Here is a 22,561-nt window from a genome sequence, read left to right on the forward strand (position 1 = left end):
CGGGGCGCTCATCCCCGGCCGAACACTGCGGGCCGCTTCTCCAGGAACGCCGCGACGCCCTCCCGGTAGTCCGCGGCGGCGAGGAGTTCGAGTTGCCCCGTGCGCTCGCGGTCGAATGCGTTGTCGAGTTCGATGAGGGTCGCGTCGTTGACGGCGTCCTTGGTGAGGTGGAACGCCTCCGACGGTCCGTCGGCGAGTCGGCGGGTGAGGGCGGTGACGGATGCGGCGAACTCGTCGTCGGGGAACACGTCGGCGATCAGCCCGGACGCGAGTGCCTCACGTGCGGGGAGTCGTTCGGCCAGGAGTGCCAGCCGCAGCGCGCGGGCGCGACCGACCGACGCCGCGACGAGCGCGGTGGCGCCGCCGTCCGGCATCAGGCCCACCTTCGCGAACGCGAGCAGGAAGTAGCTCGATTCGGTGGCGACGGTGAGGTCGCAGGCCAGCGCCAGGGAGACGCCGACACCGGCGGCGGGACCGTTGACCGCGCCGATCACGGGTCGGGGGAACGCGCGAATCGCGGCGGCGGTGCGGTTCGCCGCATCGATGGTCGCGGAATCCGGCGGCCCGGAAATGTTCTCACCACCCAGGTCCGCGCCCGTGCAGAAGGCACGGCCGGTACCGGTGAGGATTGCGACGCGGACCGCGGCGTCGCCCGCGTACTTGTCGAAACTGTCGGCGACGGCGTCGAGGGTTTCGGTGGTGACCGCGTTCATGCGGGCGGGACGGTTGAGGATGACGCGCAGGACGCCGTCGTCGACGGTCGTGTCCACGCCGGGAATGTCGGAGCTCATGGGGATCCTTGTCAGGAGGGGCGAACGGAGAGGGCGATCTTGCCGGTGGCGGAACGGGTTTCGAGCGTCCGCAGCGCGTCACAGGCGTGTTCGAACGAGTAGGTGGTCGGCTCGGCGATCTGCAGCGCACCGGACTCGAGGAGCGGGCCCAGGGCCGCCCACTGCCTGCTCGTGTAGCCGGGGTTGGTGCGCACGTACTCGCCCCAGCCGGCCCCGACGACGGAGATGTTACGCAGGAGAAGGCGATTGACCTTGACGGTGGGGATCTCGCCGCCGGTGAAGCCGAGGACAACCAGTCGCCCGTTGGGCGCGAGGCTACGCAGGCTGTCGGTGAAACGGTCGCCGCCGACCGGGTCGAGGATGATGTCGACTCCGCGGCCTCCGGTGAGGTCGCGGACCCGGTCCTTCCAGCCGTCCACGAGGACGACGTGATCGGCGCGGTTGGCCTTTGCGATGCCGGCCTTCTCCTCGCTGCTGACCACGGCGATCGTCTCGAGCCCCAGCGCGGCCGCGACCTGCAGTGCGGCGACCCCGACACCGCCTGCGGCGCCGTGCACCAGCACGGTCTCGCCGGTGCGGTAGCGGGCGCGCTCGTCGAGGGCGAAGTGCACGGTGAGGTAGTTCATCAGGAAACCCGCCCCGGCAGTCAACGACACCGAATCGGGCAGCGGGAACACCGAGTCCGGCTCCACCGCGACGGTCTGCTGCCACGCTCCGTCAGACGCGAGGACGGCCACCCGCTGTCCGGCCCGGATGCCGCTGTCCTCGGGTGCGCTGCGGACCACGCCTGCGCCCTCGACGCCGAGCACGAACGGCAGTTCCCGGACGATCTGGTAGCTGCCCGTGGTCTGCAGCAGGTCGGGAAACGACACTCCGGCGGCGTGCAGATCCACGACGACGAGGCCGGTGCCGTCGGGTTCGTCGATCTCGGTGAGCTGGACTCCGGCGGGGCCGGAAGCGGTGGTCAATTGCTGGGCATACACGTGGTGATCTCCTCCGTCGGTCCCTGAATATCCATACCAGACGCAACTGAACGGGCGCTAGATAAATTCGATCATTGACCGTGCCTGCGACGCCGTGGTACTAACTTTAACGAGCGATCAGTAATCATGCCGAGGCGGAGGATGAGACGTGCCAGAACAGACGGAGACGACGGAGGCAGCCGCACTGTGGGAGCGGCGCGGAGGCATCGGCATCATCACGCTGAACCGCCCCAAGGCGCTCAATGCGGTGAACGGTGCGTTGTCGACCGCAGTGGGCAGTCTGCTCGAGCAGGCCGAGAACGACCCAGAGGTGCGAGTGGTCGTCGTGACCGGGGCCGGCCGCGCGTTCTGCGCCGGCGCCGACCTCAAGGCCCTCTCCACGGGCGGGAACATCGCCGCGGAGGGGCACCCCGAATGGGGCTTCGCCGGATACGCGCAACACTGGATCAGCAAGCCGACCATCGCCGCAGTCAACGGCTTCGCCCTCGGCGGCGGCACCGAACTGGTCCTCGCCAGTGACCTCGCGGTCGTCGATGAGGAGGCGAAGCTCGGGCTTCCCGAGGTCAAGCGTGGACTGTTCGCCGCCGCCGGCGGCGTGATCCGCCTGCAGCAGCAGATTCCGAAGAAGGTCGCGCTGGAGATCGCACTCACCGGCGAACCGATCACCGCGGCGCAGGGCAAGGAACTGGGCCTGGTCAACCGTGTCGCCCCGGCAGGCACCGCCCTCGACGTCGCGCTCGAACTCGCCGAGCAGATCGCCGCGAACGCGCCGCTGTCGGTGCGCGAATCGAAGGCGATGATCCACCGGACCGCCACCGAAGACGACTGGGGCGACCGGGCTTGGGAGGCGAACAACGCCGCCATCGCGACCATCTTCACCAGCGCCGACGCGAAGGAAGGGCCGACCGCGTTCGCCGAGAAGCGTCAGCCCGTCTGGCAGGGCCGCTGACCCGTGAGTACTTGTTAACGCCCCGCGGTTAATAAGTACTCACGGGCGGCGCAGCCGCACACTATCGAAAGGGAACATCATGACCAACGCTGTCATCGTGGACGTCGTCCGCCTCGCCTCCGGTAAAGGCAAGCCGGGTGGTGCGCTGTCCGGCACGCACCCGGTCGAACTGCTGGCTCACGTGCTGCGCAGCATCGTCGAACGCAACGGCATCGACCCCGCACAGGTCGACGACGTCATCGGCGGCTGCGTCGGACAGGCCGGCGAGCAGGCCCTCAACATCTCCCGGACGGCGGTGCTGTCGGCCGGCTTCCCGGATTCGGTTCCGGCCACCACCGTCGACCGCCAGTGCGGCTCGAGCCAGCAGGCGGCGCACTTCGCCGCGCAGGGCGTGATCGCCGGCGCCTACGACATCGTGATCGCCTGCGGTGTGGAGTCGATGTCCCGCGTTCCGATGGGCACGACCACCATCGGGCAGGACGCGTCCGGCCCGGGCATCGCCGCCCGCTACCCCGAGGGGCTGGTCAACCAGGGCATCTCCGCCGAACTGATCGCCGCGAAGTGGAAGTTCGACCGGGACACCCTCGACAGTTTCTCCGCGCAGTCGCATCAGCGTGCCGCCGACGCGCTGTCGAAGGGCTTGTTCGACAAGGAGATCGTCCCGATCTCGGTCACCAACGCCGCCGGTGAGTCGGTGACGCACACCGCCGACGAGACCGTGCGCGCCTCCACCACCGCCGAGGGACTGTCCGGGCTGAAGTCGTCGTTCTACTCCGAGAAGTACGCGGCCCGGTTCCCCGAGGCGCAGTGGCACATCACCCCGGGCAACTCGTCGCCGCTGACCGACGGCGCGTCCGCGGCGCTGATCATGAGCGAGGAGATGGCGTCGAAGCTGGGGCTGACCCCGCGGGCCCGGTTCCACTCGTTCGCCGTTGCCGGTGACGACCCGGTCTTCATGCTCACCGCACCGATCCCGGCGACCAAGAAGATCCTCGCGAAGTCGGGGCTGAGCATCGACGACATCGACGCGTACGAGGTCAACGAGGCGTTCGCGCCGGTGCCGCTGGCCTGGGCGCACGAATTCGGGGCCGACCCGGCCAAGCTCAACCCGTGGGGCGGCGCGATCGCGCTCGGGCACGCACTCGGCTCGTCGGGCACCCGCTTGCTGAGCACCCTGGTCAACAACCTCGAGGCCACCGGCGGACGCTACGGCCTGCAGACCATGTGCGAGGGCGCGGGCATGGCCAACGCCACCATCATCGAACGCATCTGAACAACCTGCTCGAAAAACCCTGCTTCCGAAAGGTATAGACATGATCGTCAACGACAGCGTCGCACTCGTCACCGGCGGTGCCTCGGGCCTCGGCCTGGCCACGACCAAGGCCCTCCTCGCCGACGGCGCCAGCGTCGTCATCATCGACCTGCCCTCGTCCAACGGTGAGACCGTCGCCAAGGAACTCGGCGACCGCGTGCGCTTCGCCGCCGGCGACGTCACCAGCGAGGCCGACGTGTCCGCCGCACTCGATCTCGCGGAGTCGCTCGGACCGCTGCGTGTCGCCGTGAACTGCGCCGGCATCGGCAACGCCATCAAGACCGTGAGCAAGAACGGCGCGTTCCCGCTGGCCGACTTCACCAAGATCGTCACCGTCAACCTCATCGGCACGTTCAACGTGATCCGTCTTGCCGCCGAGCGTATCTCGAAGAACGAGCCGATCGACGGCGAGCGCGGCGTCATCATCAACACCGCCTCCGTCGCCGCATACGAGGGCCAGATCGGTCAGGCCGCGTACTCCGCGTCCAAGGGCGGCGTCGTCGGCATGACCCTGCCGATCGCTCGCGACCTCGCGTCGCTGCTGATCCGCGTCAACACGATCGCTCCCGGCCTGTTCAAGACGCCGCTGCTCGGATCGCTGCCCGAGGCCGCGCAGCAGTCGCTCGGCGGTCAGGTTCCGCACCCGTCGCGTCTCGGCGACCCGTCCGAGTACGGCGCGCTCGCCGCGCACATCGTCAGCAACCCGATGCTCAACGGCGAGACCATCCGTCTCGACGGCGCCATCCGCATGGCACCGCGCTGATCGGCGACCTGTGACTCTGCGCGAGAACGGGCCGACCGCGACGGAGCCGGTGTACGCCGACTGGCGGACGTTCGAGGCCCTGCCGCTGACGCCCATCCTCGAGCAGGCACTGGATCTGTTCAACGAGAACGGTTACCACGGCACGACGGTGCGGCAGATCGCCCGTCGTGTCGGGGTGACCGTTCCGGCCCTGTACTACCACCACGAGAGCAAGGAAGCCGTTCTCGTGGCCCTGTTCGAACTGCAGATGCGCGAACTGAACGACCGCGCCGAGGCAGCCGCCCGCGAGGCCGGCGACGACGTGGTGGCGCAATTCTCCAACGTCGTCGAGGCGATCGTCCTGTACATGACGCACCGGGTGCGGCACGTCTCCCTCGACACCGAATTGCGGCACGTCTCGGCCGACAGCCGCAGCCGCTACGCCGCGACCCGCAAGCGGCTCGAACTGATGATGATCGACCTCGTCGCCGACGGCGTCGCCCGCGAGGTGTTCCACAGCGGGGACGTCCCCGAGACCGTGCGCGCCCTCCTCGGGATGTGCCAGTCCATTCCACGCTGGTTCCAGCTCGGTGGAGCACTGACCCCCGAGCAGGTCGCCGACCGCTACGTCGACATCGCCCTACACACCGTCGGGTATCTACCCGACCACTGACATCGCGCCGGGTCCACCGAGCCGGACGAGCTCGTCCCGGCGACAAGGAGAGACCATGCAGCGCACCCTTTTCGACAGGGATCACGAAGCGTACCGGGAGACCGTGCGCGAGTTTCTCGCCCGCGAGATCGAGCCGAATTACGAACGGTGGGAGTCGGACCGGCTCATCGACCGCTCGGCGTGGCTGGCGGCCGGCAAGTCCGGGATCGTCGGGCTCGCCGTGCCCGATGAGTTCGGCGGTTCCGGCGTCACCGATTACCGCTTCCGGTACGTCGTCGCCGAGGAGATCGCCCGCACCGCGACGACGTCGTTCGGTTCGGGACTGTCCCTCCAGGACGACATCGCCATCCCGTACATCGTGAACCTCGGCACCGAGGAGCAGAAGCAGCGGTGGCTGCCGGGCATGGCCGCGGGCGAGCTGATCGGCGCCATCGCGATGACCGAGCCCGGTGCGGGCAGCGACCTGCAGGGCGTGAAGACCACCGCGGTGCGGGACGGTGACGAGTGGGTGATCAACGGTCAGAAGACGTTCATCACCAACGGTATTCACTCCGACCTCGTCATCGTCGTCGCCCGCACCGACCCGGGCGCCGGTTCCAAGGGCTTCTCACTGCTCGTCGTGGAGCGGGGCATGCCCGGTTTCAGCCGGGGCCGCAAGCTGCACAAGGTCGGCCTGGCCGGTCAGGACACGGCCGAGCTCGTGTTCGAGGACGTGCGGGTGCCCGCCACCAACCTGCTCGGCACCGAGGGCCGCGGCTTCGTTCACCTCATGGAAAACCTGCCCCTCGAACGCATTTCGATCGCAGTCAACGCGATTGCCGCCGCGAAGGCCGCCTACCAGTGGACGAGGGACTACGTGTTCGAGCGTAAGGCGTTCGGGAAGCCGATCGGCGATCTGCAGAACACCCGGTTCGCGCTGGCGGAGATGCTCACCGAGATCGAGGTGACCGAATCGCACATCGACCGGTGCGTACTCGCCTTGAACGCAGGCGAACTCACCGCCGTCGACGCGTCGAAGGGCAAGTGGTGGGCCAGTGAGCTGCAGAAGCGTGTCGTCGACCGCTGCGTCCAATTGCACGGCGGCTACGGCTACATGATGGAGTACCCCATCGGCCGCGCGTACGTCGACAGCCGGATCCAGACGATCTACGGCGGAACCACCGAAATCATGAAGGAAATCATCGGGCGCGACATCGCGGCACGATAGGCGGCTCCGCCGCCCGTGCGCCTTTTTGGTTGTTCCAGCTACCAGAAAGGCGCACGGGCGCGAAGCGCCTAGAGCAGGCGGGCTTTCGCGTCCGCGTACTCGCGGGTGAGGCGTTCGACGATCTCCGCTGCCGGGACGACGGCGTCGACGGCGCCGATGCCCTGTCCGGCGCCCCAGATGTCGCGCCAGGGCTTGGCTTCCGTCTTCGCGGCGTTATCCGCGTCCTCGCCGACACCGAAGTTCATGGCGGACGGGTCCGACACGGCGAGGTTGTTCGGGTCGAGTCCGGCGGCCTCGATGCTGCCGCGCAGGTAGTTGCCGTGCACGCCGGTGAACAGGTTGGAGTAGACGATGTCGGACGCGGTGGAGTCGACGATCATCTGCTTGTAGCCCTGGTCCGCGTTGGCCTCTGCGGTGGCGATGAACGCGGAGCCGATGTAGGCGAGGTCGGCGCCTGCGGCCTGCGCGGCGAGGACCGAGCGGCCGTGGGCGATCGAGCCCGACAGCAGGACCGGCCCGTCGAACCACTCGCGGATCTCCTGGATCAACGCGAACGGCGACAGGGTGCCCGCGTGTCCGCCGGCACCGGCCGCGACGGCGATGAGGCCGTCGGCGCCCTTCTCCACCGCCTTCTTCGCGAACGTGTTGTTGATGACGTCGTGGAGGACGATGCCGCCGTAGCTGTGGATGGCCTCGTTCACGTCGGCGCGGGCGCCGAGGGACGTGATGACGATCGGGACCTCGAACTCGACGATGGTGGCGAGGTCCTCGTCGAGACGGTCGTTGCTCTTGTGGACGATCAGGTTGACCGCGTACGGCGCGGACGGCGTCTCCGGGTTGTTGGCGTCGTGCTTGGCGAGGGCTTCGGTGATGCGGGTGAGCCATTCGCGCAACACCGGCTGCGGGCGGGCGTTGAGCGAGGGGAATGATCCGACGATGCCCGACGTCGACTGGGCGATCACCAGGTCGGGACCCGAGACGATGAACATCGGCGACGCGACGACGGGCAGGCGAAGCCGGTCTTGCAGGATGGGGGGCAGGCTCATGAATTTCTCCTTGATGCAGTGGTTTACGACTGGGAGAGCTGGGCGGCCATCAGCGGGATGAGCGCCTGCAGGCCTTTCACGGGACGGACCATCACCTTGAACGACGTGATCTGGTCGCGGTCGTTCCAGTGGAAGAGGTCGATGCCGTTGACGTGGATGCCGTCGAGTTCGGTGGCGAATTCCAGGACCGCCGAACGGTCGCCGTACCACTCCTCGACGTAGTGGAAACCGGTGCCGTCGAACACGGTCAGGGCGGCGCCGAGATACGCCAGGACCTTCGCCTTCCCTTCCTGCGGAGTGAACACCGCGGGGGAGGAGAACACGGCGTCGTCGGCGATCAGGGCGTCGAGGGCGGCGCGGTCGCGATGTTCGACGACGTGGTGCCAGCGGTAGACGACGCCGGGGCGGGCCGGCAGTGCGGCGGTCATCCGCGGAACGCCGGGGTCGGAAGGTCTTCGCCGAACACGTCCGGCAGGTCGTCGCGGACGCTGTCGGGGAACACGGCGGGCCGTTTCTCGAGGAACGCGGAGATGCCTTCGCGCGCGTCCGGTCCGATGCCGCGGATGTTGATTCCGCGTGTCTCGACGCGGTGCGCGATCATCGGGTGCTCGGCGCCCAGTGCCCGCCACATCATCTGGCGCGACAGCGCCACCGACACCGGGGCGGAGTGCTCGGTCAGGCTCCGGGCCAGCGCGTATGCCTCGTCGAGCAGGGATTCACGCGGGTACAGCTTGTATACGAGGCCGGCGTCGAACGCCTCCGTGGCGGGGAACACCCGGCCGGAATACACCCAGTCGAGGGCCGTCTGCAGGGGGACGAGGCGCGGCAGGAACCAGGTCGAGCAGGATTCGGGGACGATGCCGCGGCGGTTGAAGACGAATCCGATGCGGGCGTCGTCGGCGGCGAGGCGGAAGTCGGCGGCGAGGGTCATCGTGATGCCCACTCCCACGGCCGGTCCGTTGATCGCGGCGATGATCGGTTTGCGGGCTTCGAACATCCGGAGCACTACGCGGCCGCCACCGTCGCGGCGGGCGTCGGCGTCCTCGTCCTCGTCCTGCCAGTGATCGAACGTGGCGGCACCGGCCGACAGGTCTGCGCCCGCGCAGAACGCTCGTCCGGCTCCGGTGAGCACGATCGCCCGGACGGAATCGTCCGCGTCGAGCTGGTCGTAGGCGGCGATCAGCTCGTTCTCCATGGTGGTGGTGAACGCGTTGAGCTGGTCGGGCCGGTTCAGGGTGATCGTCGCGATACCGTCCGCGACGGCGAGTCCGATGTGATCCACCGCACCAGCATGACATTGCTACCGAACGATCGCTAGAGCGGGTTCTGTGACGGGACCCACTATCCTGGAGTCGTCGTGTGACGATCGGAGCGGGAACGGAGACCGAGGGATGTGCGCTGCAAAGGTGGCCGCCGTGAGCACGGGTACCGGGCGGCAGGTGATCCTCGACTCCGCGGTGGCCAACATGAACGAACGCGGCTATCACGGCACGTCGATGCGGGACATCGCCCGCGGCGCGGACATCACCGTCGCCTCGATCTACCATCACTTCGCGTCGAAGCAGGAGATCCTGCAGGACATCATGGTGCGTGCACTTCACGACGCCATCGCCATGACGCGCGGTGCGCTGCTGCGCTCGGGTGGTGCCCCCGCCGACCAGTTGCAGGCGCTGATGCGGGCGTGGGTCATGTTCCACACCACCCGCCAGCTGGACGCGATGGTCGGCGCCACCGAGATACGCAGCCTCGACGACGCCGGCCGCCGGCTCGTCGTGGCCCTCCGCGACGAACAGGAACACCTCTTCCGCGACGTCGTCGAGCGCGGTGTCGAGGAGGGCGACTTCGCGACCGAATACCCGCGGGACGCCGTCCGCGGCATCATCAACATGGGCCAGTCGGTGTGCACCTGGTGGCGCGCCGACGGTCCGCTGAAGCCCGAGGAACTCGCCGAGCGCTACGCCGACCTCGCCCTCGCGATGGTGAAACCGACCGTCTGATCGCCGCCGCCGCGACCCGGGCAGAATCGGGGTGACGGGTTGGCGCGGAAACGGAGCGTGAGATGAAGTTCGCCAGACGGCTCGACGCTCTCCAGCAGAGGTACCCGGCGATGGGCTTCCCGATCGCCGTCACGTACAAATTTCTCGACGACCAGGGCGTGTACCTCGCGGCGTTGATCGCCTACTACGGGTTCATCTCGCTGTTTCCCCTCCTGCTTCTGCTGTCGACGGTGCTCGGGTTCGTGCTGTCGGGACACCCCGAACTGCAGCAGGACATCATCGACTCGGCGCTGAGCCAGTTTCCGGTCATCGGCGCCGACCTGGCCGACCCGCACCGGATCGGCGGCGGGGTGACGGGTCTGGTGATCGGACTCGTCGGTGCCCTCTACGGCGGACTCGGGGTCGCGCTGGCCAGCCAGAACGCGATGAACACGGCGTGGTCGGTGCCCCGCCACATGCGGCCCGACCCGATCCGAGGCCGGTTGCGGGGTCTGCTGTTGCTCGGCACGATCGGTCTCGCCGTCCTCGGCACCGCCGCGGTGGCGGCGGTCGGTGCCGCGACGCACCTGTCCGGATCGTTCACCGTGCTTCTCATGCTCGCCGCGATCACGATCAACTCCGCGATCTTCATCCTCGCCTTCCGGCTCGCCACTGCCCGGCCGCTGTCCGTCGCCGACGTCGCGCCCGGCGCAGTCGCGGCAGCCGTGCTGTGGCAGGTGCTGCAATCGTTCGGTGCGTATTACGTGAGCAAGGTGGTGAGCACGGCGTCCGTGACGAACGGGGTGTTCGCCGTCGTGCTGGGGTTGCTGGCGTTCCTGTTCCTCGCCGCCGCGGCGATCGTGGTGTGTGTGGAGATCAACGTCGTCCGCGTCGACGGGCTGCACCCGCGGGCGTTGCTCGGGCCGTTCACGGACAAGGCCGACCTCGTGGAGGGGGACAGACGGACGTTCACCGACCAGGCGAAGGCGCAGCGTGCGGTACCGCACGAGGGCATCCACGTCACGTTCGACGAAGTTTCTGCGAAGATGGACAGGCCTGGACCGCCGTCGAAGGAGGAACCATGACCGACCCGATCTTCGACAAGTCGGAACAGTTGAAGCAGGTTCAGCAGGGCATCCTCCCCGGAGAGTCGATCATCGCCGTGTACGACTGCATCGGCGCGGGCACCGGCTTCCTCGGGATCACGAACCTCCGCGTCGTGATCCAGGACAAGAGCTTCGTCGGCAAGCGCACCGCGATCACGTCCATCCCGTACAAGAACATCCGCTCGGTCTCGTTCCTCAGCAACAAGTCGTGGGCCGGCCAGTTCTTCTCCTCCAGCAGCATCGCCCTCGACGTCGCCGACACCACGTACGAGGCCGACTTCCGCGGCATGGACAAGGCCCACCACGTGCACACGGTGATCCTCGAACACATCACGTGACGTAGGTCGCTCCGCTCGGGTGCGTCGCGCCAGGTTACGGCGACGCACCCATATGCCGCGCCGGTGAGTGGAATCACCCCCGCGTGAATTATCTATTCGCTTGCGGCCTCGCCCATACTGGTACGAGCCGGTGTGCCACCATCTCGGCCCGGTTCATCCTCAGGCGAGTCCATCGGACGTGCTCGCCGATCCTACGATCAGCCCGACGGGAGTCTTGCTGCCATGACGCCGCCTGCAGTTCACCTCACCGAACCTGCGGTCACCGCTCGTCCGTCTCTGTGTCCGCGGATTCCGTCACCGAGTCGGCGGGGCGCGATGCTGGCGCTTGCCCTCGGCGGGTTCGGTATCGGCACAACGGAATTCGCGTCCATGGGCCTGTTGCCCGCGATGGCCGCGGGGACCGGGGTGTCGGAGCCGGTGGCCGGGCACTTCGTCTCCGCGTACGCGCTCGGCGTCGTCGTCGGGGCGCCCACGATCGCAGCGCTGGCCGCGCGCGTCGAGCGGCGCACGCTGCTCATCGCGTTGATGGCCACGTTCGTCGTCGGCAATCTCGCGACCGCCCTCGCCCCCGGGTACGAGTCGCTGCTGGCGGCCCGGTTCCTCGCCGGACTGCCCCACGGCGCCTACTTCGGGGTCGCAGCGCTGGTCGCCGCGCACCTTGCGGAACCGGGCAAGCGTGCCAAGGCGGTCGCGACCGTGATGATGGGTCTGTCGGTGGCGAACGTGGTCGGGGTGCCTGCGACGGCGTTCTTCGGTCAGATCCTGGGCTGGCGGTCCGCGTTCGTGCTCGTGGTGATCATCGGAATCGTGACGCTGGTGGCGTTGGCGCGCCTCGTCCCGCCGCTGGCGGGGGTGCACGTGAGCAACCCGGTGGCCGAACTCGGGGCGCTGAGCCGGGTGCAGGTGTGGATGACGCTGATCTTCGCGACGGTCGGGTTCGGCGGCTCGTTCGCGGTGTACACGTACATCAGTTCGACGCTCACCGACGTGTCCGGGTTGCCGCACGCAATGGTTCCGGTGGCGTTGATGCTGTTCGGTTCGGGAATGATCCTCGGCAACGTCGTGGGTGGCCGCATCGCCGACAACGCGGTGGTGCCCGGGCTGTTCGGGTGCATGATCGCCCTGATCTGCGTCCTCGCGCTGTTCATCGTCGCCGCCCACAACCCGGTGACGGCGCTGATCGTGCTGTTCTTCATCGGGATGGCGGTGACGGCGATCTTCCCTGCCGTCCAGTCGCGGCTGATGGACGCGGCGGGTGACGCGAAGACGCTCGCGTCGACGCTGATCCACGGCGCGTTCAACCTCGCCAACGCGGGTGGTGCGTGGATCGGTGGTGTCGTGATCGCGGCCGGATACGGCTACACCGCCCCGGCCGCCGTCGGCGCCCTCCTCGGCGTCGCAGGACTGATCGTCCTCACGATCGCGGTCCTCCTCGACCGCCGGCGCCGGGACGAACCGGTCGCCGACGGCTGACGGTTCAGGCGTGAACGCCCGCTGAGTAGCGCTCTCGCAGCGTGCCCTTGACGAGTTTCCCGGTGCGGGTGCGGGGGAGGTCGTCGCTGAAGACCACGTTCCGTGGGACCTTGAACCGGGCGAGCCGGCCCCGCACGTGGTCGAGGAGTTCGCCGGCCAGCGCGTCGTCCCCGGTCACACCCGGAACGGTCTGGACCACGGCCAGCACCGATTCACCCATCTCCTCGTCGGGGATCCCGATCACCGCGACGTCGAGGACGGCGGGGTGTTCGGTGAGGGTGTTCTCGATCTCCTGCGGATAGATGTTGACGCCGCCGGAGATGATCATGAACGACTTCCGGTCGGTGAGGAACAGATACCCGTCCTCGTCGAGGTAGCCGACGTCGCCGGTGGTGGTCCACGTCGGGTGTTGCGGGTGCTGGGCGGCGCGGGTCTTCGCGGGGGCGTTGTGATACTCGAACGGCAGGGTGTCGCGCTCGAAGTAGAGGGTGCCGATCTCGCCCGGTGCGAGGTCGGCACCGTCGTCGCCGCAGATGTGGGCGACGCCGAGCGCGGCGCGGCCGACGGTTCCGGGCTTGCGGAGCCATTCGTCCGAATTCACGAGGGTCATGCCGTTGAGTTCGGTGGACGAGTAGTACTCCGACAGGATCGGACCCCACCACTCGATCATCTGCCGCTTCACCTCCACCGGGCACGGGGCTGCGGCGTGCACGACGATGCGGAGGCTGGAGACGTCGTACTTCTGCCGGGTCTCGGCAGGCAGCTTCAGCATGCGGACGAACATCGTGGGTACCCACTGGCTGTAGGTGACGCGGTACTGCTCGATGTACGCGAGCGCCTGCTCGGCGTCGAAGCGGTCCATCACGACGACGGTGCCGCCGAGGGCCTGCACCGACGCGCAGGTGCGGAGCGGTGCCGCGTGATACAGCGGTGCAGGTGAGAGGTAGACGGTGTCCGGCGTGACTCCCCATACCGTCGCGTTCATGCCGGTCATGGTGTCACCGGGATCCTGGATCTGCCGTGCGGGCAGTTCCGGTTTGATGCCCTTCGGGCGACCGGTCGTGCCGGAGGAATACAGCATGTCCGCCCCGCGGGGCTGGTCGGGGAGCGGGACGTCCGACTCCGCGGCGGCGGCCTGGTCGAGCGAGTCGTAGCCGGGGATCGTTCCCGCGAACGCGAGCCGGTGTTCGGTGGCCGGGGTGAGGGCGGGGAGTTCACGCGCAACCGCGTCGAGTGCGGCGTCGACGATCAATGCCTTGGCACCGCAATCCTCGACGATGTAGGCGATCTCGGGCGGCGTGAGGTGCCAGTTCGCCATCGTGAGGTAGAGACCGGAACGCATGGCCGCCCAATAGATGTCGAAGATCGCGGGGGTGTTCGTGGCCAGCACCGCGACGTGATCTCCGCGGCGCAGACCGAGGGTGTGCAGGTGGCGGGCGATCCGGATCGAGCGGGACTCGAGTTCGGCGAAGGTGACCGTCTGCCCGGTGCCTGCCATGATCACGGCCGGCTTGTCGGGGGTGGTGGCAGCATGAGCGCCGGGGTACATGGTTACTCCAATTCGTGATGGATCTCGAGGGGTGACACTGTCCGGCCGTCAGCCGAGTTGCTCCTGCGCGACCTTGGAGCGGCGGGCCACACCGGCCACCGCGATCAGTCCGATCACCGCGGCGACGATCACGAAAACGGCAGGGGAGAGGACGTTTCCGGTCTTCTCCACCAGCCAGACGGCGACGAAGGGGGCGGTGCCACCGGCGATGACGACGCCGAGGTTCCAGCCCATGGCGACCCCGGTGAAGCGGACGTCCTTGTCGAACAGCAGCGGCATCAGCGTGTACGCGCCGACCTGGGTTCCGACGGTGTTGACCATGATCAGCAGGTAGGCGATCGCGGCAATCCACAGGCTGTGGTGCATGACGGCCATGGCGGGGTAGGTGATGATCGCGAATCCGGCGAGGCTGATCACGGTGAACCGCAACCGCCCGATGCGGTCGGCGAGCATGCCACCGAGCGGCATCACGAGCGCGACGACACCGATGACGGCGGTCGCGATCCAATAGACCGGGGTACGTTCGTAGCCGAGGTTCTTCATGAGATGGATGCTCATGTAGGTGAGGCCGATGTACGCGGTTCCGTTGCACGCCAGACTGATTCCGACCGACTGCAGGAGGGCGAGCGGTTGCCGCCGGAAGACGGCGACGACGGGCGCCTGGACCGGTCCGGAGTCGGCGTCCCCACCGTGCGTCTCCTCGACCCGGGTGCGGGCCCACAGGCAGAGCAGTGTCAGCGGCAACGCGAGCAGGAACGGGACCCGCCATCCCCAGCTCTCGAGTTGCGCGTCGGTGGTCAGCGCCGACACCGTGCCCGCGACCGCTGCGGCCATCGCGAATCCCATCGTGGATCCGAGCGGGGTGAACGCCCCGTAGGTGGCCTCGAGATGTCGCGGCGCGGATTCGGAGATGAACGTGGCCGAGCCGCCGACCTCGCCGCCGGCCGAGAATCCCTGGACCATCCGCACGACGACGAGCAGCACGGTGGCCCAGATCCCCGCCTGCGCGTGGGTGGGCAGGAATCCCATCGCCATGCTGCCGAGGCCCATGCAGACGAGCGTCGCGAGGAGGGCCTTCTTCCGCCCAAGCCGGTCGCCGATGTGTCCGAACACGATGCCACCGAGGGGACGCATGAGGTAGGCGGTGCCGAACACGGCGAGTGCGGACAGCAGCGCGGTGGCCGGGTCGCTGCTCGGGAAGAAGAGCGGGGCCATCACGATCGCGAGGTAGCCGTACAGGCTGAAGTCGTAGTACTCGATCAGGGTGCCCACGCCACCCGCGATCGCGGCGCGGCGCGCTCGGATGCGGTCTTCGGTCCGCCATTCGGTGGTGGCAGCAGACCCGGTCAACTGGTCCGTCATTGGTGTCCTGACCTTTCGGAGGCGGATGAGACGTGCATCACTTCTCGTGGATCATGCCAAGCGAACGATCGATTGGCAAGGTGTTCGGTTGGCTGGCTGTTCTCAGCACTTGTTCGTGCCTAACTCCTGCATACGGGGATATTGACTTCCGGCGCTCGATCGGTTGATGATGGAAGCGTGCCGAACGAGCGTTTGGCTGACGATGTGAAGTACTCGAAAGGACGCAGCGGATGACGACGTCCCACGCCGAAGCGGACACCCACGAGGACCGGGAGGATTCGGCAGGCGTCGACCTCACCGCTCTCGCCCACTACCTCGACGGCGCACTCGACGGCGGTGTGTGCGGCGACCTCGCCGTCTCGCTCATCAGCGGTGGCCGGTCCAACCCCACGTACCGCGTCGCCGACGCCGACCGGACGTGGGTTCTGCGGCGGCCCCCGTACGGGCACGTCCTGCCCAGCGCGCACGACATGAAGCGCGAGTTCACCGTGATCAGGGGACTGGCGGGCACCACCGTCCCGGTGCCCGACGCGGTGCTGCTGTGCGAGGACAAGGACGTGCTCGGCGCGTCGTTCTACCTCATGGAACTGGTGGACGGAACACCCGTCGGAACCGTCGAACAGGCGTCCGCACTCACCCCGGACGACCGTCGCCGGCTCGGGCTCGACCTCGCCGACACCCTGGCCGCACTGCACGGCGTCGACCCCGACGCGGTCGGTCTCGGCTCGTTCGGCCGCCCCGACGGATACCTCGAACGTCAACTCGACCGCTGGGCCCGGCAATGGGAGGCCTCGCGCACCACCGACCGCCCGGAGGTGTCCCTGCTGCTCGACAAGCTGCGCCGGGCGCTGCCCACCTCGCACTTCCCGGGCATCGTCCACGGCGACGTCAAACTCGACAACGTGCTCGCCTCCCGCGCCGACGCCGGGAAGATCGTCGCCGTTCTGGACTGGGAAATGGCCACGCTCGGCGACACCCTCGCCGACGTCGGGATCATGCTGAGCTTCTGGGACCAGCCCGGAGCCGTCGACAACCCGATCACCAAGGGTCTCGCCCGACTCGACGGATTCCCCACCCGTACCGAACTTCTCGACCGGTACGCCACGCAGCGCGGCATCGAGATCCCCGACATCGACTGGTACACGGTGTTCGCCGATTTCAAGATCGCCGTAATCCTCGAGGGCATCAACGCCCGGCACGCACAGGGGGACACCGTCGGTGGGGGTTTCGACGACGTCGGCGACATGGTCGGCCCGCTGTTGCAGCGTGCGCTCGACCTCGCCGCCGCATCGCCCGTCTCCGAACTCCGCCGCTGACCGCGGCACCACCGAACAGATTGGAGCCACGGAAGTGGATTTCGACTACAGCCCGAAAGTGCTGGAACTGCAAGCGAAGCTGACGAAGTTCATGCAGGAGCGGGTACTGCCTGCCGAGGCGATCGCCGAAGAGCAACTGGCGTCGAAGCCGGATCACTGGGGTGCGCCGCCGATCGTGGCCGACCTGAAGGCGGCCGCGAAGCGCGAAGGCCTGTGGAATCTCTTCCTGCCTGCGCGCGAGGGTGCCGGCCTGACGAACCTCGACTACGCGCCGCTCGCGGAACTCACCGGCTGGAGCCCGTTGATCGCACCCGAGGCGTTCAACTGCAACCCGCCCGACACCGGCAACATGGAACTGCTGCACCTGTACGGCACCGACGAACAGAAGCGGGAATGGCTCGAACCCCTGCTCGCGGGCGAGTTCCGGTCGTGCTTCTCGATGACCGAACCCGACGTCGCGAGCTCGGACGCCAACAACGTCCGCCTCGAGATCGCCGAGGACGGCGACGACTGGGTGCTGACCGGCCGCAAGTGGTGGTCCACCGCGGCCCTGCGCGACGACTGCCGGATGGCGATGGTCATGGGCGTCACCGACCCCGACGCCCCGGTCGGCAACCGGCACAGCATCGTCCTCGTTCCCATGGACACCCCCGGTCTGACCATCGTCCGATCCACCACGGTGCTCGGCTTCACCGACCGCCACGAGGGCGGGCACGGCGAGATCGTCTTCGACAAGGTCCGCGTCCCCAAGGCGAACCTCCTCGGACCCCGCGGCAAGGGCTTCGCGGTCGCGCAGGCCCGGCTCGGTCCGGGGCGCATCCACCACTGCATGCGGTTGATCGGCATGGCCGAGCGGGCGATTGCGCTGATGACCGAACGCGCCCGCACCCGGGTGGCGTTCGGCAGGCCCCTCGCCGACGAGGGCGTCGTGCAGGCGACCGTCGCGGACGCGCGGATCCGCCTCGACGCCGCCCGGCTGCTGGTGCTGCGGGCCGCCTGGCGGATGGACGTCGAGGGCACGAAGGCGGCCCGCCACGACATCGCCGCCGCCAAGGTGATGGTCCCGCTGACGGTCAAGCAGATCGTCGACGATGCGATGCAGGTCTTCGGCGGCGCCGGCCTGTCGCAGGACACGATCCTGCCGGTGCTGTACGCGCAGGCCCGGTTCCTGCAGATCGCCGACGGTCCCGACCAGGTACACCGCCGCTCCCTGGCCCGCGCCGAGTTCGCCGCCACCCCGGCACTGACAGAAGTCCGCGGGTGAACGAGGACAGCACGCGCGCCCGGCAGCAGAGCATCGGGGACATTCCGCGGCGGTCCGCGGCGCGTTACCCGGACAAGCTCGCCGTCGTGCACCGCGACGTCCGGCTCACGTTCGCCGAACTCGACACCCTGATCGACAGGGTCGCGGCTGCCCTGCACTCCGAGGGGCTGACGCGGGGCGACCGGCTCGCGCTGTTGTCCCACAACTGCTGGCAGTACCCGGTGCTGAACTTCGCGACCGCCCGGCTCGGTGTGGTCCTCGTGCCGGTCAACTTCATGCTGACCGGCGGGGAGATCGGATACATCCTCGACGACTGCGCAGCCGACGCGTTCGTCGTCGAGGACGCCCTGGTGCCCGTTGCCGAGAAGGCACTCGCGGAATCGAAGGGAAGCGTCCGGGTGCGGGCGACCATCCCGCTCGGCGATGCGGCCACACCGGACGGCTGGCGTTCTATGGCGGATTGGGCGGACGCCGAATTCGGTTCGCCGCCCGAGGTGCTCGTGGCGGACGACGACGTGGTCCGCATCATGTACACGTCCGGCACCGAATCACGGCCCAAGGGTGCGATGCTCACCAGCCGGTCGCTGATGTGGCAGTACATCAGCTGCATCGTCACCGGCGGCATGAGCAGCGACGACGTGGAGGTGCACGCGCTGCCGCTGTACCACTGCGCGCAGCTCGACAACTTCCTCAGCACCGACATCTATCTCGGCGCGACGAGCATCATCGTCGACGGACCCGACCCGCAGGTACTGCTCCGCACCATCGAGGCGGAGCGGGTGACCAACCTGTTCTGCCCGCCGACGGTGTGGATCTCGTTGCTGCAGTCGCCCGCATTCGAGGGCACCGATCTGCGTTCGCTGCGCAAGGGCTATTACGGGGCGTCGCCGTTGCCGGTGGAGGTCCTGCGCGAAATGAACCGCCGGTTGCCGGGTATCCGGCTGTGGAACTTCTACGGGCAGACGGAAATGGCGTCACTCGCGACAGCCCTCGGGCCGGAGGATCAAGAGACGCACGGTGGTTCGGCGGGCAAACCCGCCCTCAACGTGGAGACACGCATCGTGGACGACCGGGACCTGCCGCTTCCGGCGGGCGAGGTCGGCGAGATCGTGCACCGCAGCCCGCACGCCACCGTCGGCTATCTCGGACAACCGGAGAAGACCGCGGAAGCGTTCGCGGGCGGGTGGTTCCACTCCGGCGACCTCGGCTACCTCGACGAGGACGGGTACCTGTGGGTGGTCGACCGCAAGAAGGACATGATCAAGACCGGCGGGGAGAACGTCGCGACCCGGGAGGTCGAGGAAACGCTCTACGAACTCGACGGTGTCGGTGAGGCCGCCGTGTTCGCGGTGCCGCATCCACGGTGGATCGAAGCGGTCGCCGCAGTGGTGGTCCCCGCCGCCGGGGTCGAACTCGACGAGAAGGACGTCGTGGAGCACTGCCGTGGACGACTCGCCGGATACAAGGTGCCCAAGTACGTGATCGTCGCCGACTCCCTCCCGAAGAACCCGAGCGGCAAGATCCTCAAACGCGTCCTCAGAGACACATTCGGTTCCATCGCCCAAGACTGAGCAGGAGACCACCATGCCCACCGATTCCGACACCCGGCCCGCCGGCAAGCCCCGGGCCGCGCGCGCCTCGTTCGCGGCCGCCATCTCGACCTCACTCGAGTGGTACGACTTCTTCATCTACGCGACCGCAGCCGCACTCGTCTTCAACGCCACGTTCTTCGCGACCGACAGCCAGGTCGTCGCCGCCCTCAACTCGTTCGCCACCGTGGCGGTCGGCTTCATCGCCCGACCCATCGGCGGGGTCCTCGCAGGCCACTTCGGCGACAAGGTGGGGCGCAAACCGGTACTCGTCGCGGCCATCGTCATGATGGCCGTCGCGACGTCGCTGATCGGCCTCGTGCCCAACACCCAACTCGTCTGGCTCGCACCCACGATTCTCGTGACCCTGCGGATCTGCCAGGGCCTCGCCGTCGGAGCGCAATGGGGCGGTGCCGTCCTCCTCGCCACCGAGAACGCACCCGCCGGACGCCGCGGGTTCTACGGCAGCTTCGCGCAGCTCGGCGTGCCCATCGGCGTCGTGCTCGGAAACGTCGTCTTCCTCGTCATCACAGCGGTATTCGACTCCGAGTCGTTCCTCGCGTGGGCGTGGCGCATCCCGTTCTGGATCAGCCTCGTGATGCTCCCGGTCGCCTTCGTCATCCACCGCTACCTGGAGGAGACACCCGAATTCCGGGAACTGGCGAAGAAGCTCGCCGAGGCTCCGGTCGCGCGGAAGTCGCCGATCCTGCAGGTGCTGCGCAACAATCCCGGTACCGTGCTCACCGCGGCCGGCGCGAACGCCGTCGGCGTCATCTTCTTCTACACGATGATCACGGGGTCCGTGCAGTTCGCCACCACGTACCTCGGGATCGAACGCTCGACCGTGCTCGGCTTCATCCTCGCCGCCTGCGTTCTGATGATTCCGCTCGTCCCGCTGGCCGGATACCTCTCCGACATCTACGGCCGGAAGCTGATCTTCGGAATCGGCACCGCCGGGATGCTGCTGTGGGGAATTCCCATGTGGCTCATGATCGGACAGTCGAGCCAGGGCACGCTGTGGCCGTTCGCGCTCGCCGTCTTCGGCGCCGTGATCGTCATGTCGTTCCAGACCGGAACGCAGGGAACGCTGTTCGCGGAACTGTTCCCACCCGAGATCCGATTCTCGGGTGCCTCCCTCGGCTACCAGATCTCCGCCATCATCGGTGGCTTCTCGCCGATGGTCATGGTGCTGCTCATCAACTACGACGCGTCCAACGCCTGGCGGGTCGGCGCCTTCCTCGCCGGCGCCGGAGCGATCGGGCTGCTCTGCCTCGTCGCGATCGTCCGGAAATACTCGTCACCCGACGTCCAGCAGGCGACTGCTCGCCGGTCCACCGTGGCGGTGTGAGGTGACGTGAGTGGCACAGTGTGCTGGCGCACGCTTTGCCACTCACCTGGGGTCAGCGGGACAGTCGGCGCTGCCTCGCGTTGGCGGCGCCGACGAGCGCGCGCAGTGCCTGCGGTGCCCGCTTCGCGGTGCGCAGGATGGCCTGGTCGATCATGCCCAGCTTCGGCGCGAGTCGCGGAACGGTCCGGGGCGCGTGGTCCGCGTCGGTGAGGGAGTAGAGGGGCCAGCGGTCGGGAACGCCCTTGAGGTCGTGTTCCCCGGCGTCGGCGAACCGCAGTCCCGAACCCACCACGAGATCGCGCACGGTACGGGACACCAGCACTTCCCCGGCGCGGGCCGTCGCTCCGATGCGCGCGCCGATGTGGACGGTCATCCCGCTGACGTCGGGACCGTTGCGCTCGACCTGCCCCGTGTGGACGCCGGCCCGCACCTCGAGCCCGAGTTCGGTGGCGCCGTCGACGACCGCCCGCGCGCACCGGACCGCGGACGCGGGACCGTCGAAGATGCTGAAGGTGCCGTCGCCGGCGACGTTGAGGAGCCGCCCGCCCGCCTTCTCGACGTCGTCGCGGACCTGCCACTCGTGCGCGGCACGGAGGTCGCGGTAGGCGGCGTCGCCGATCCGCGCGAGCACTTCGGTGGACCCGACGACGTCCGTGAACAGTACGGAGGCCAGGTACCGGCCCGCGTCGGATGCCGGGTGCCCACCGGTGGCCAACTGCTCGACATGGTCGATGATCGGCTTCCACGCCTCCCCGAGCGACGCGCCGGGCGGCGACGGTGGCAACAGGTGGAAACTGCCGGCCGGGATGCGGTCCGCGACGTACTGCGAGGCGGCCACCGACACCGGACTGCCGGGGACCAGCAGCGCCCGCGCCGGGCATTGGATGGACGGCAACGTGTCGGAGTAGTCGAGCCGGAAGATCCACTCGAGGTGGGCCTGTGCGACCGCAGGTGTCGCGGAACTGCGCTCGAGCATCGCCATCAGCCGACGGTTGAACGCCGAGTCCTCCTGGGGATCCCAGAGGGGAACCGTGCTGCCCGACCCCCAGTTCCGGGCGGCCCCTCGCCACTCGTCGACGAATTTGTCGCGTTCGGCGCCGGTCCAGCCGGAGGGGTCGTGGTCACCGCCCACGAGGCGTTCCGCGAACGGCTGGATCAGGACGACGCCGGTGACCCGTTCCGGTGAGCGGGCGGCGACGAGTGCGACGGCACCGCTCCCGCTGGCAACCCCGACCAGCACAGCCTGCCGCATCCCGACCTCGTCCATGATCGCGACGATGTCGTCGGCCTGCTGCTCGAGTGTGGGCAGGTGCTCGACCGGGTCGGACAGCCCCAGCCCCCGCTGTTGGAAGTACACCGTGCGGGCGAACGTGCTGCCCCGTTCCATCAGGTAGTGGATCTGCGGGTCCGTCCACATGAGGTCGAGGTGCATGTTGATCTCGAACAGCCACACCACGTCGCGTTCACCCGCGCCCACCACCTGGTACGCCAGCGCATGCCCGTCCCGCTGCACGTAACGGACAGCAGGCGGGTCCAT

21 protein-coding genes are annotated in these 22,561 nt (G+C 68.2%); 13 read left to right on the plus strand and 8 right to left on the minus strand.

From position 1 onward, the window contains the following. Window positions 1-8 precede the first annotated feature (8 nt). Both FND50_RS01995 and FND50_RS02000 read right to left on the minus strand, forming a co-directional pair. The gene (locus FND50_RS01995; protein WP_144284579.1) at window positions 9-791 is read right to left on the minus strand and encodes an enoyl-CoA hydratase; all 783 of its coding nucleotides are present in this window, start codon (window positions 789-791) and stop codon (window positions 9-11) included. A gap of 11 nt (window positions 792-802) precedes the next feature. Beyond that, entirely contained in the window at window positions 803-1,774 is a 972-nt protein-coding gene (locus FND50_RS02000; RefSeq protein WP_144284580.1) for an NADPH:quinone oxidoreductase family protein, read from the minus strand. A gap of 148 nt (window positions 1,775-1,922) precedes the next feature. Between FND50_RS02000 and FND50_RS02005 the strand changes: the two genes are divergently transcribed. From FND50_RS02005 to FND50_RS02025, 5 genes are all read left to right on the plus strand, one after another. Further along, complete coding sequence (locus tag FND50_RS02005; protein ID WP_144284581.1) at window positions 1,923-2,723, plus strand: crotonase/enoyl-CoA hydratase family protein; 801 nt, start codon at window positions 1,923-1,925, stop codon at window positions 2,721-2,723. 79 nt (window positions 2,724-2,802) lie between these two features. Further along, entirely contained in the window at window positions 2,803-3,996 is a 1,194-nt protein-coding gene (locus tag FND50_RS02010; RefSeq protein WP_144284582.1) for a thiolase family protein, read from the plus strand. A 40-nt stretch (window positions 3,997-4,036) separates the two neighbouring features. After that, window positions 4,037-4,798, plus strand: a complete 762-nt coding sequence (locus FND50_RS02015; protein ID WP_144284583.1) for a 3-hydroxyacyl-CoA dehydrogenase — start codon at window positions 4,037-4,039, stop codon at window positions 4,796-4,798. A 10-nt stretch (window positions 4,799-4,808) separates the two neighbouring features. Further along, the gene (locus tag FND50_RS02020; RefSeq protein ID WP_144284584.1) at window positions 4,809-5,450 is read left to right on the plus strand and encodes a TetR/AcrR family transcriptional regulator; all 642 of its coding nucleotides are present in this window, start codon (window positions 4,809-4,811) and stop codon (window positions 5,448-5,450) included. 55 nt (window positions 5,451-5,505) lie between these two features. Further along, entirely contained in the window at window positions 5,506-6,657 is a 1,152-nt protein-coding gene (locus FND50_RS02025) for an acyl-CoA dehydrogenase family protein (RefSeq protein WP_144284585.1), read from the plus strand. A 68-nt stretch (window positions 6,658-6,725) separates the two neighbouring features. Here FND50_RS02025 and FND50_RS02030 read toward each other — a convergent pair whose 3' ends face one another. Genes FND50_RS02030 through FND50_RS02040 form a run of 3 tightly spaced genes read right to left on the minus strand, consistent with a single transcriptional unit; the run spans window position 6,726 to window position 8,985 of the window. Further along, entirely contained in the window at window positions 6,726-7,703 is a 978-nt protein-coding gene (locus FND50_RS02030; protein WP_144284586.1) for a nitronate monooxygenase family protein, read from the minus strand. Between the two features lie 23 nt (window positions 7,704-7,726). Further along, window positions 7,727-8,131 carry a nuclear transport factor 2 family protein gene (locus FND50_RS02035; protein WP_144284587.1) on the minus strand — a complete coding sequence of 135 codons (405 nt, stop codon included), beginning with the start codon at window positions 8,129-8,131 and terminating at the stop codon, window positions 7,727-7,729. Further along, window positions 8,128-8,985: a crotonase/enoyl-CoA hydratase family protein gene (locus FND50_RS02040; RefSeq protein WP_144284588.1), complete on the minus strand. Its 858-nt coding sequence runs from the start codon at window positions 8,983-8,985 to the stop codon at window positions 8,128-8,130. Before FND50_RS02040 ends, FND50_RS02035 begins: the two co-directional genes overlap by 4 nt. Before the next feature lie 109 nt (window positions 8,986-9,094). Here FND50_RS02040 and FND50_RS02045 point away from each other — a divergent pair, with 109 nt between their 5' ends. The 4 genes from FND50_RS02045 (at window position 9,095) to FND50_RS02060 (ending at window position 12,596) form a co-directional block, all read left to right on the plus strand. Beyond that, a complete protein-coding gene (locus tag FND50_RS02045) occupies window positions 9,095-9,700 on the plus strand; it encodes a TetR/AcrR family transcriptional regulator (RefSeq protein ID WP_039951704.1) in 606 nt (201 codons plus the stop codon). A gap of 62 nt (window positions 9,701-9,762) precedes the next feature. Continuing rightward, a complete protein-coding gene (locus tag FND50_RS02050; RefSeq protein ID WP_005254779.1) occupies window positions 9,763-10,764 on the plus strand; it encodes a YihY/virulence factor BrkB family protein in 1,002 nt (333 codons plus the stop codon). Continuing rightward, entirely contained in the window at window positions 10,761-11,123 is a 363-nt protein-coding gene (locus FND50_RS02055; RefSeq protein ID WP_005254778.1) for a PH domain-containing protein, read from the plus strand. Before FND50_RS02050 ends, FND50_RS02055 begins: the two co-directional genes overlap by 4 nt. Before the next feature lie 222 nt (window positions 11,124-11,345). Continuing rightward, window positions 11,346-12,596 (plus strand): MFS transporter, encoded by a 1,251-nt coding sequence (locus FND50_RS02060; protein ID WP_144284589.1) that lies wholly within the window; start codon window positions 11,346-11,348, stop codon window positions 12,594-12,596. Window positions 12,597-12,600: 4 nt separating this feature from the next. Here the strand turns inward: FND50_RS02060 and FND50_RS02065 are convergent, their stop codons facing one another. Together FND50_RS02065 and FND50_RS02070 are read right to left on the minus strand one after the other, a co-directional pair. Further along, window positions 12,601-14,145: an acyl-CoA synthetase gene (locus FND50_RS02065; RefSeq protein WP_144284590.1), complete on the minus strand. Its 1,545-nt coding sequence runs from the start codon at window positions 14,143-14,145 to the stop codon at window positions 12,601-12,603. Window positions 14,146-14,193: 48 nt separating this feature from the next. Further along, a complete protein-coding gene (locus FND50_RS02070; protein ID WP_144284591.1) occupies window positions 14,194-15,507 on the minus strand; it encodes an MFS transporter in 1,314 nt (437 codons plus the stop codon). A 230-nt stretch (window positions 15,508-15,737) separates the two neighbouring features. Here FND50_RS02070 and FND50_RS02075 point away from each other — a divergent pair, with 230 nt between their 5' ends. The 4 genes from FND50_RS02075 to FND50_RS02090 are packed head-to-tail and all read left to right on the plus strand — an operon-like array spanning window position 15,738 to window position 21,024. Further along, window positions 15,738-16,823 carry a phosphotransferase family protein gene (locus tag FND50_RS02075; RefSeq protein WP_144284592.1) on the plus strand — a complete coding sequence of 362 codons (1,086 nt, stop codon included), beginning with the start codon at window positions 15,738-15,740 and terminating at the stop codon, window positions 16,821-16,823. Between the two features lie 34 nt (window positions 16,824-16,857). Next, the gene (locus tag FND50_RS02080) at window positions 16,858-18,087 is read left to right on the plus strand and encodes an acyl-CoA dehydrogenase family protein (protein ID WP_144284593.1); all 1,230 of its coding nucleotides are present in this window, start codon (window positions 16,858-16,860) and stop codon (window positions 18,085-18,087) included. Continuing rightward, complete coding sequence (locus tag FND50_RS02085; RefSeq protein ID WP_144284594.1) at window positions 18,084-19,658, plus strand: acyl-CoA synthetase; 1,575 nt, start codon at window positions 18,084-18,086, stop codon at window positions 19,656-19,658. Before FND50_RS02080 ends, FND50_RS02085 begins: the two co-directional genes overlap by 4 nt. 13 nt (window positions 19,659-19,671) lie before the next feature. After that, window positions 19,672-21,024, plus strand: a complete 1,353-nt coding sequence (locus tag FND50_RS02090) for an MFS transporter (protein WP_144284595.1) — start codon at window positions 19,672-19,674, stop codon at window positions 21,022-21,024. A gap of 52 nt (window positions 21,025-21,076) precedes the next feature. On the opposite strand, the gene FND50_RS02095 is transcribed toward FND50_RS02090, so the two are convergent. Next, a complete protein-coding gene (locus tag FND50_RS02095) occupies window positions 21,077-22,561 on the minus strand; it encodes an adenylate/guanylate cyclase domain-containing protein (protein ID WP_144284596.1) in 1,485 nt (494 codons plus the stop codon).

The sequence above is a fragment of the Rhodococcus sp. WB9 genome (genome assembly GCF_007558985.1).
Taxonomy (GTDB): Bacteria; Actinomycetota; Actinomycetes; order Mycobacteriales; family Mycobacteriaceae; genus Rhodococcus_F; species Rhodococcus_F opacus.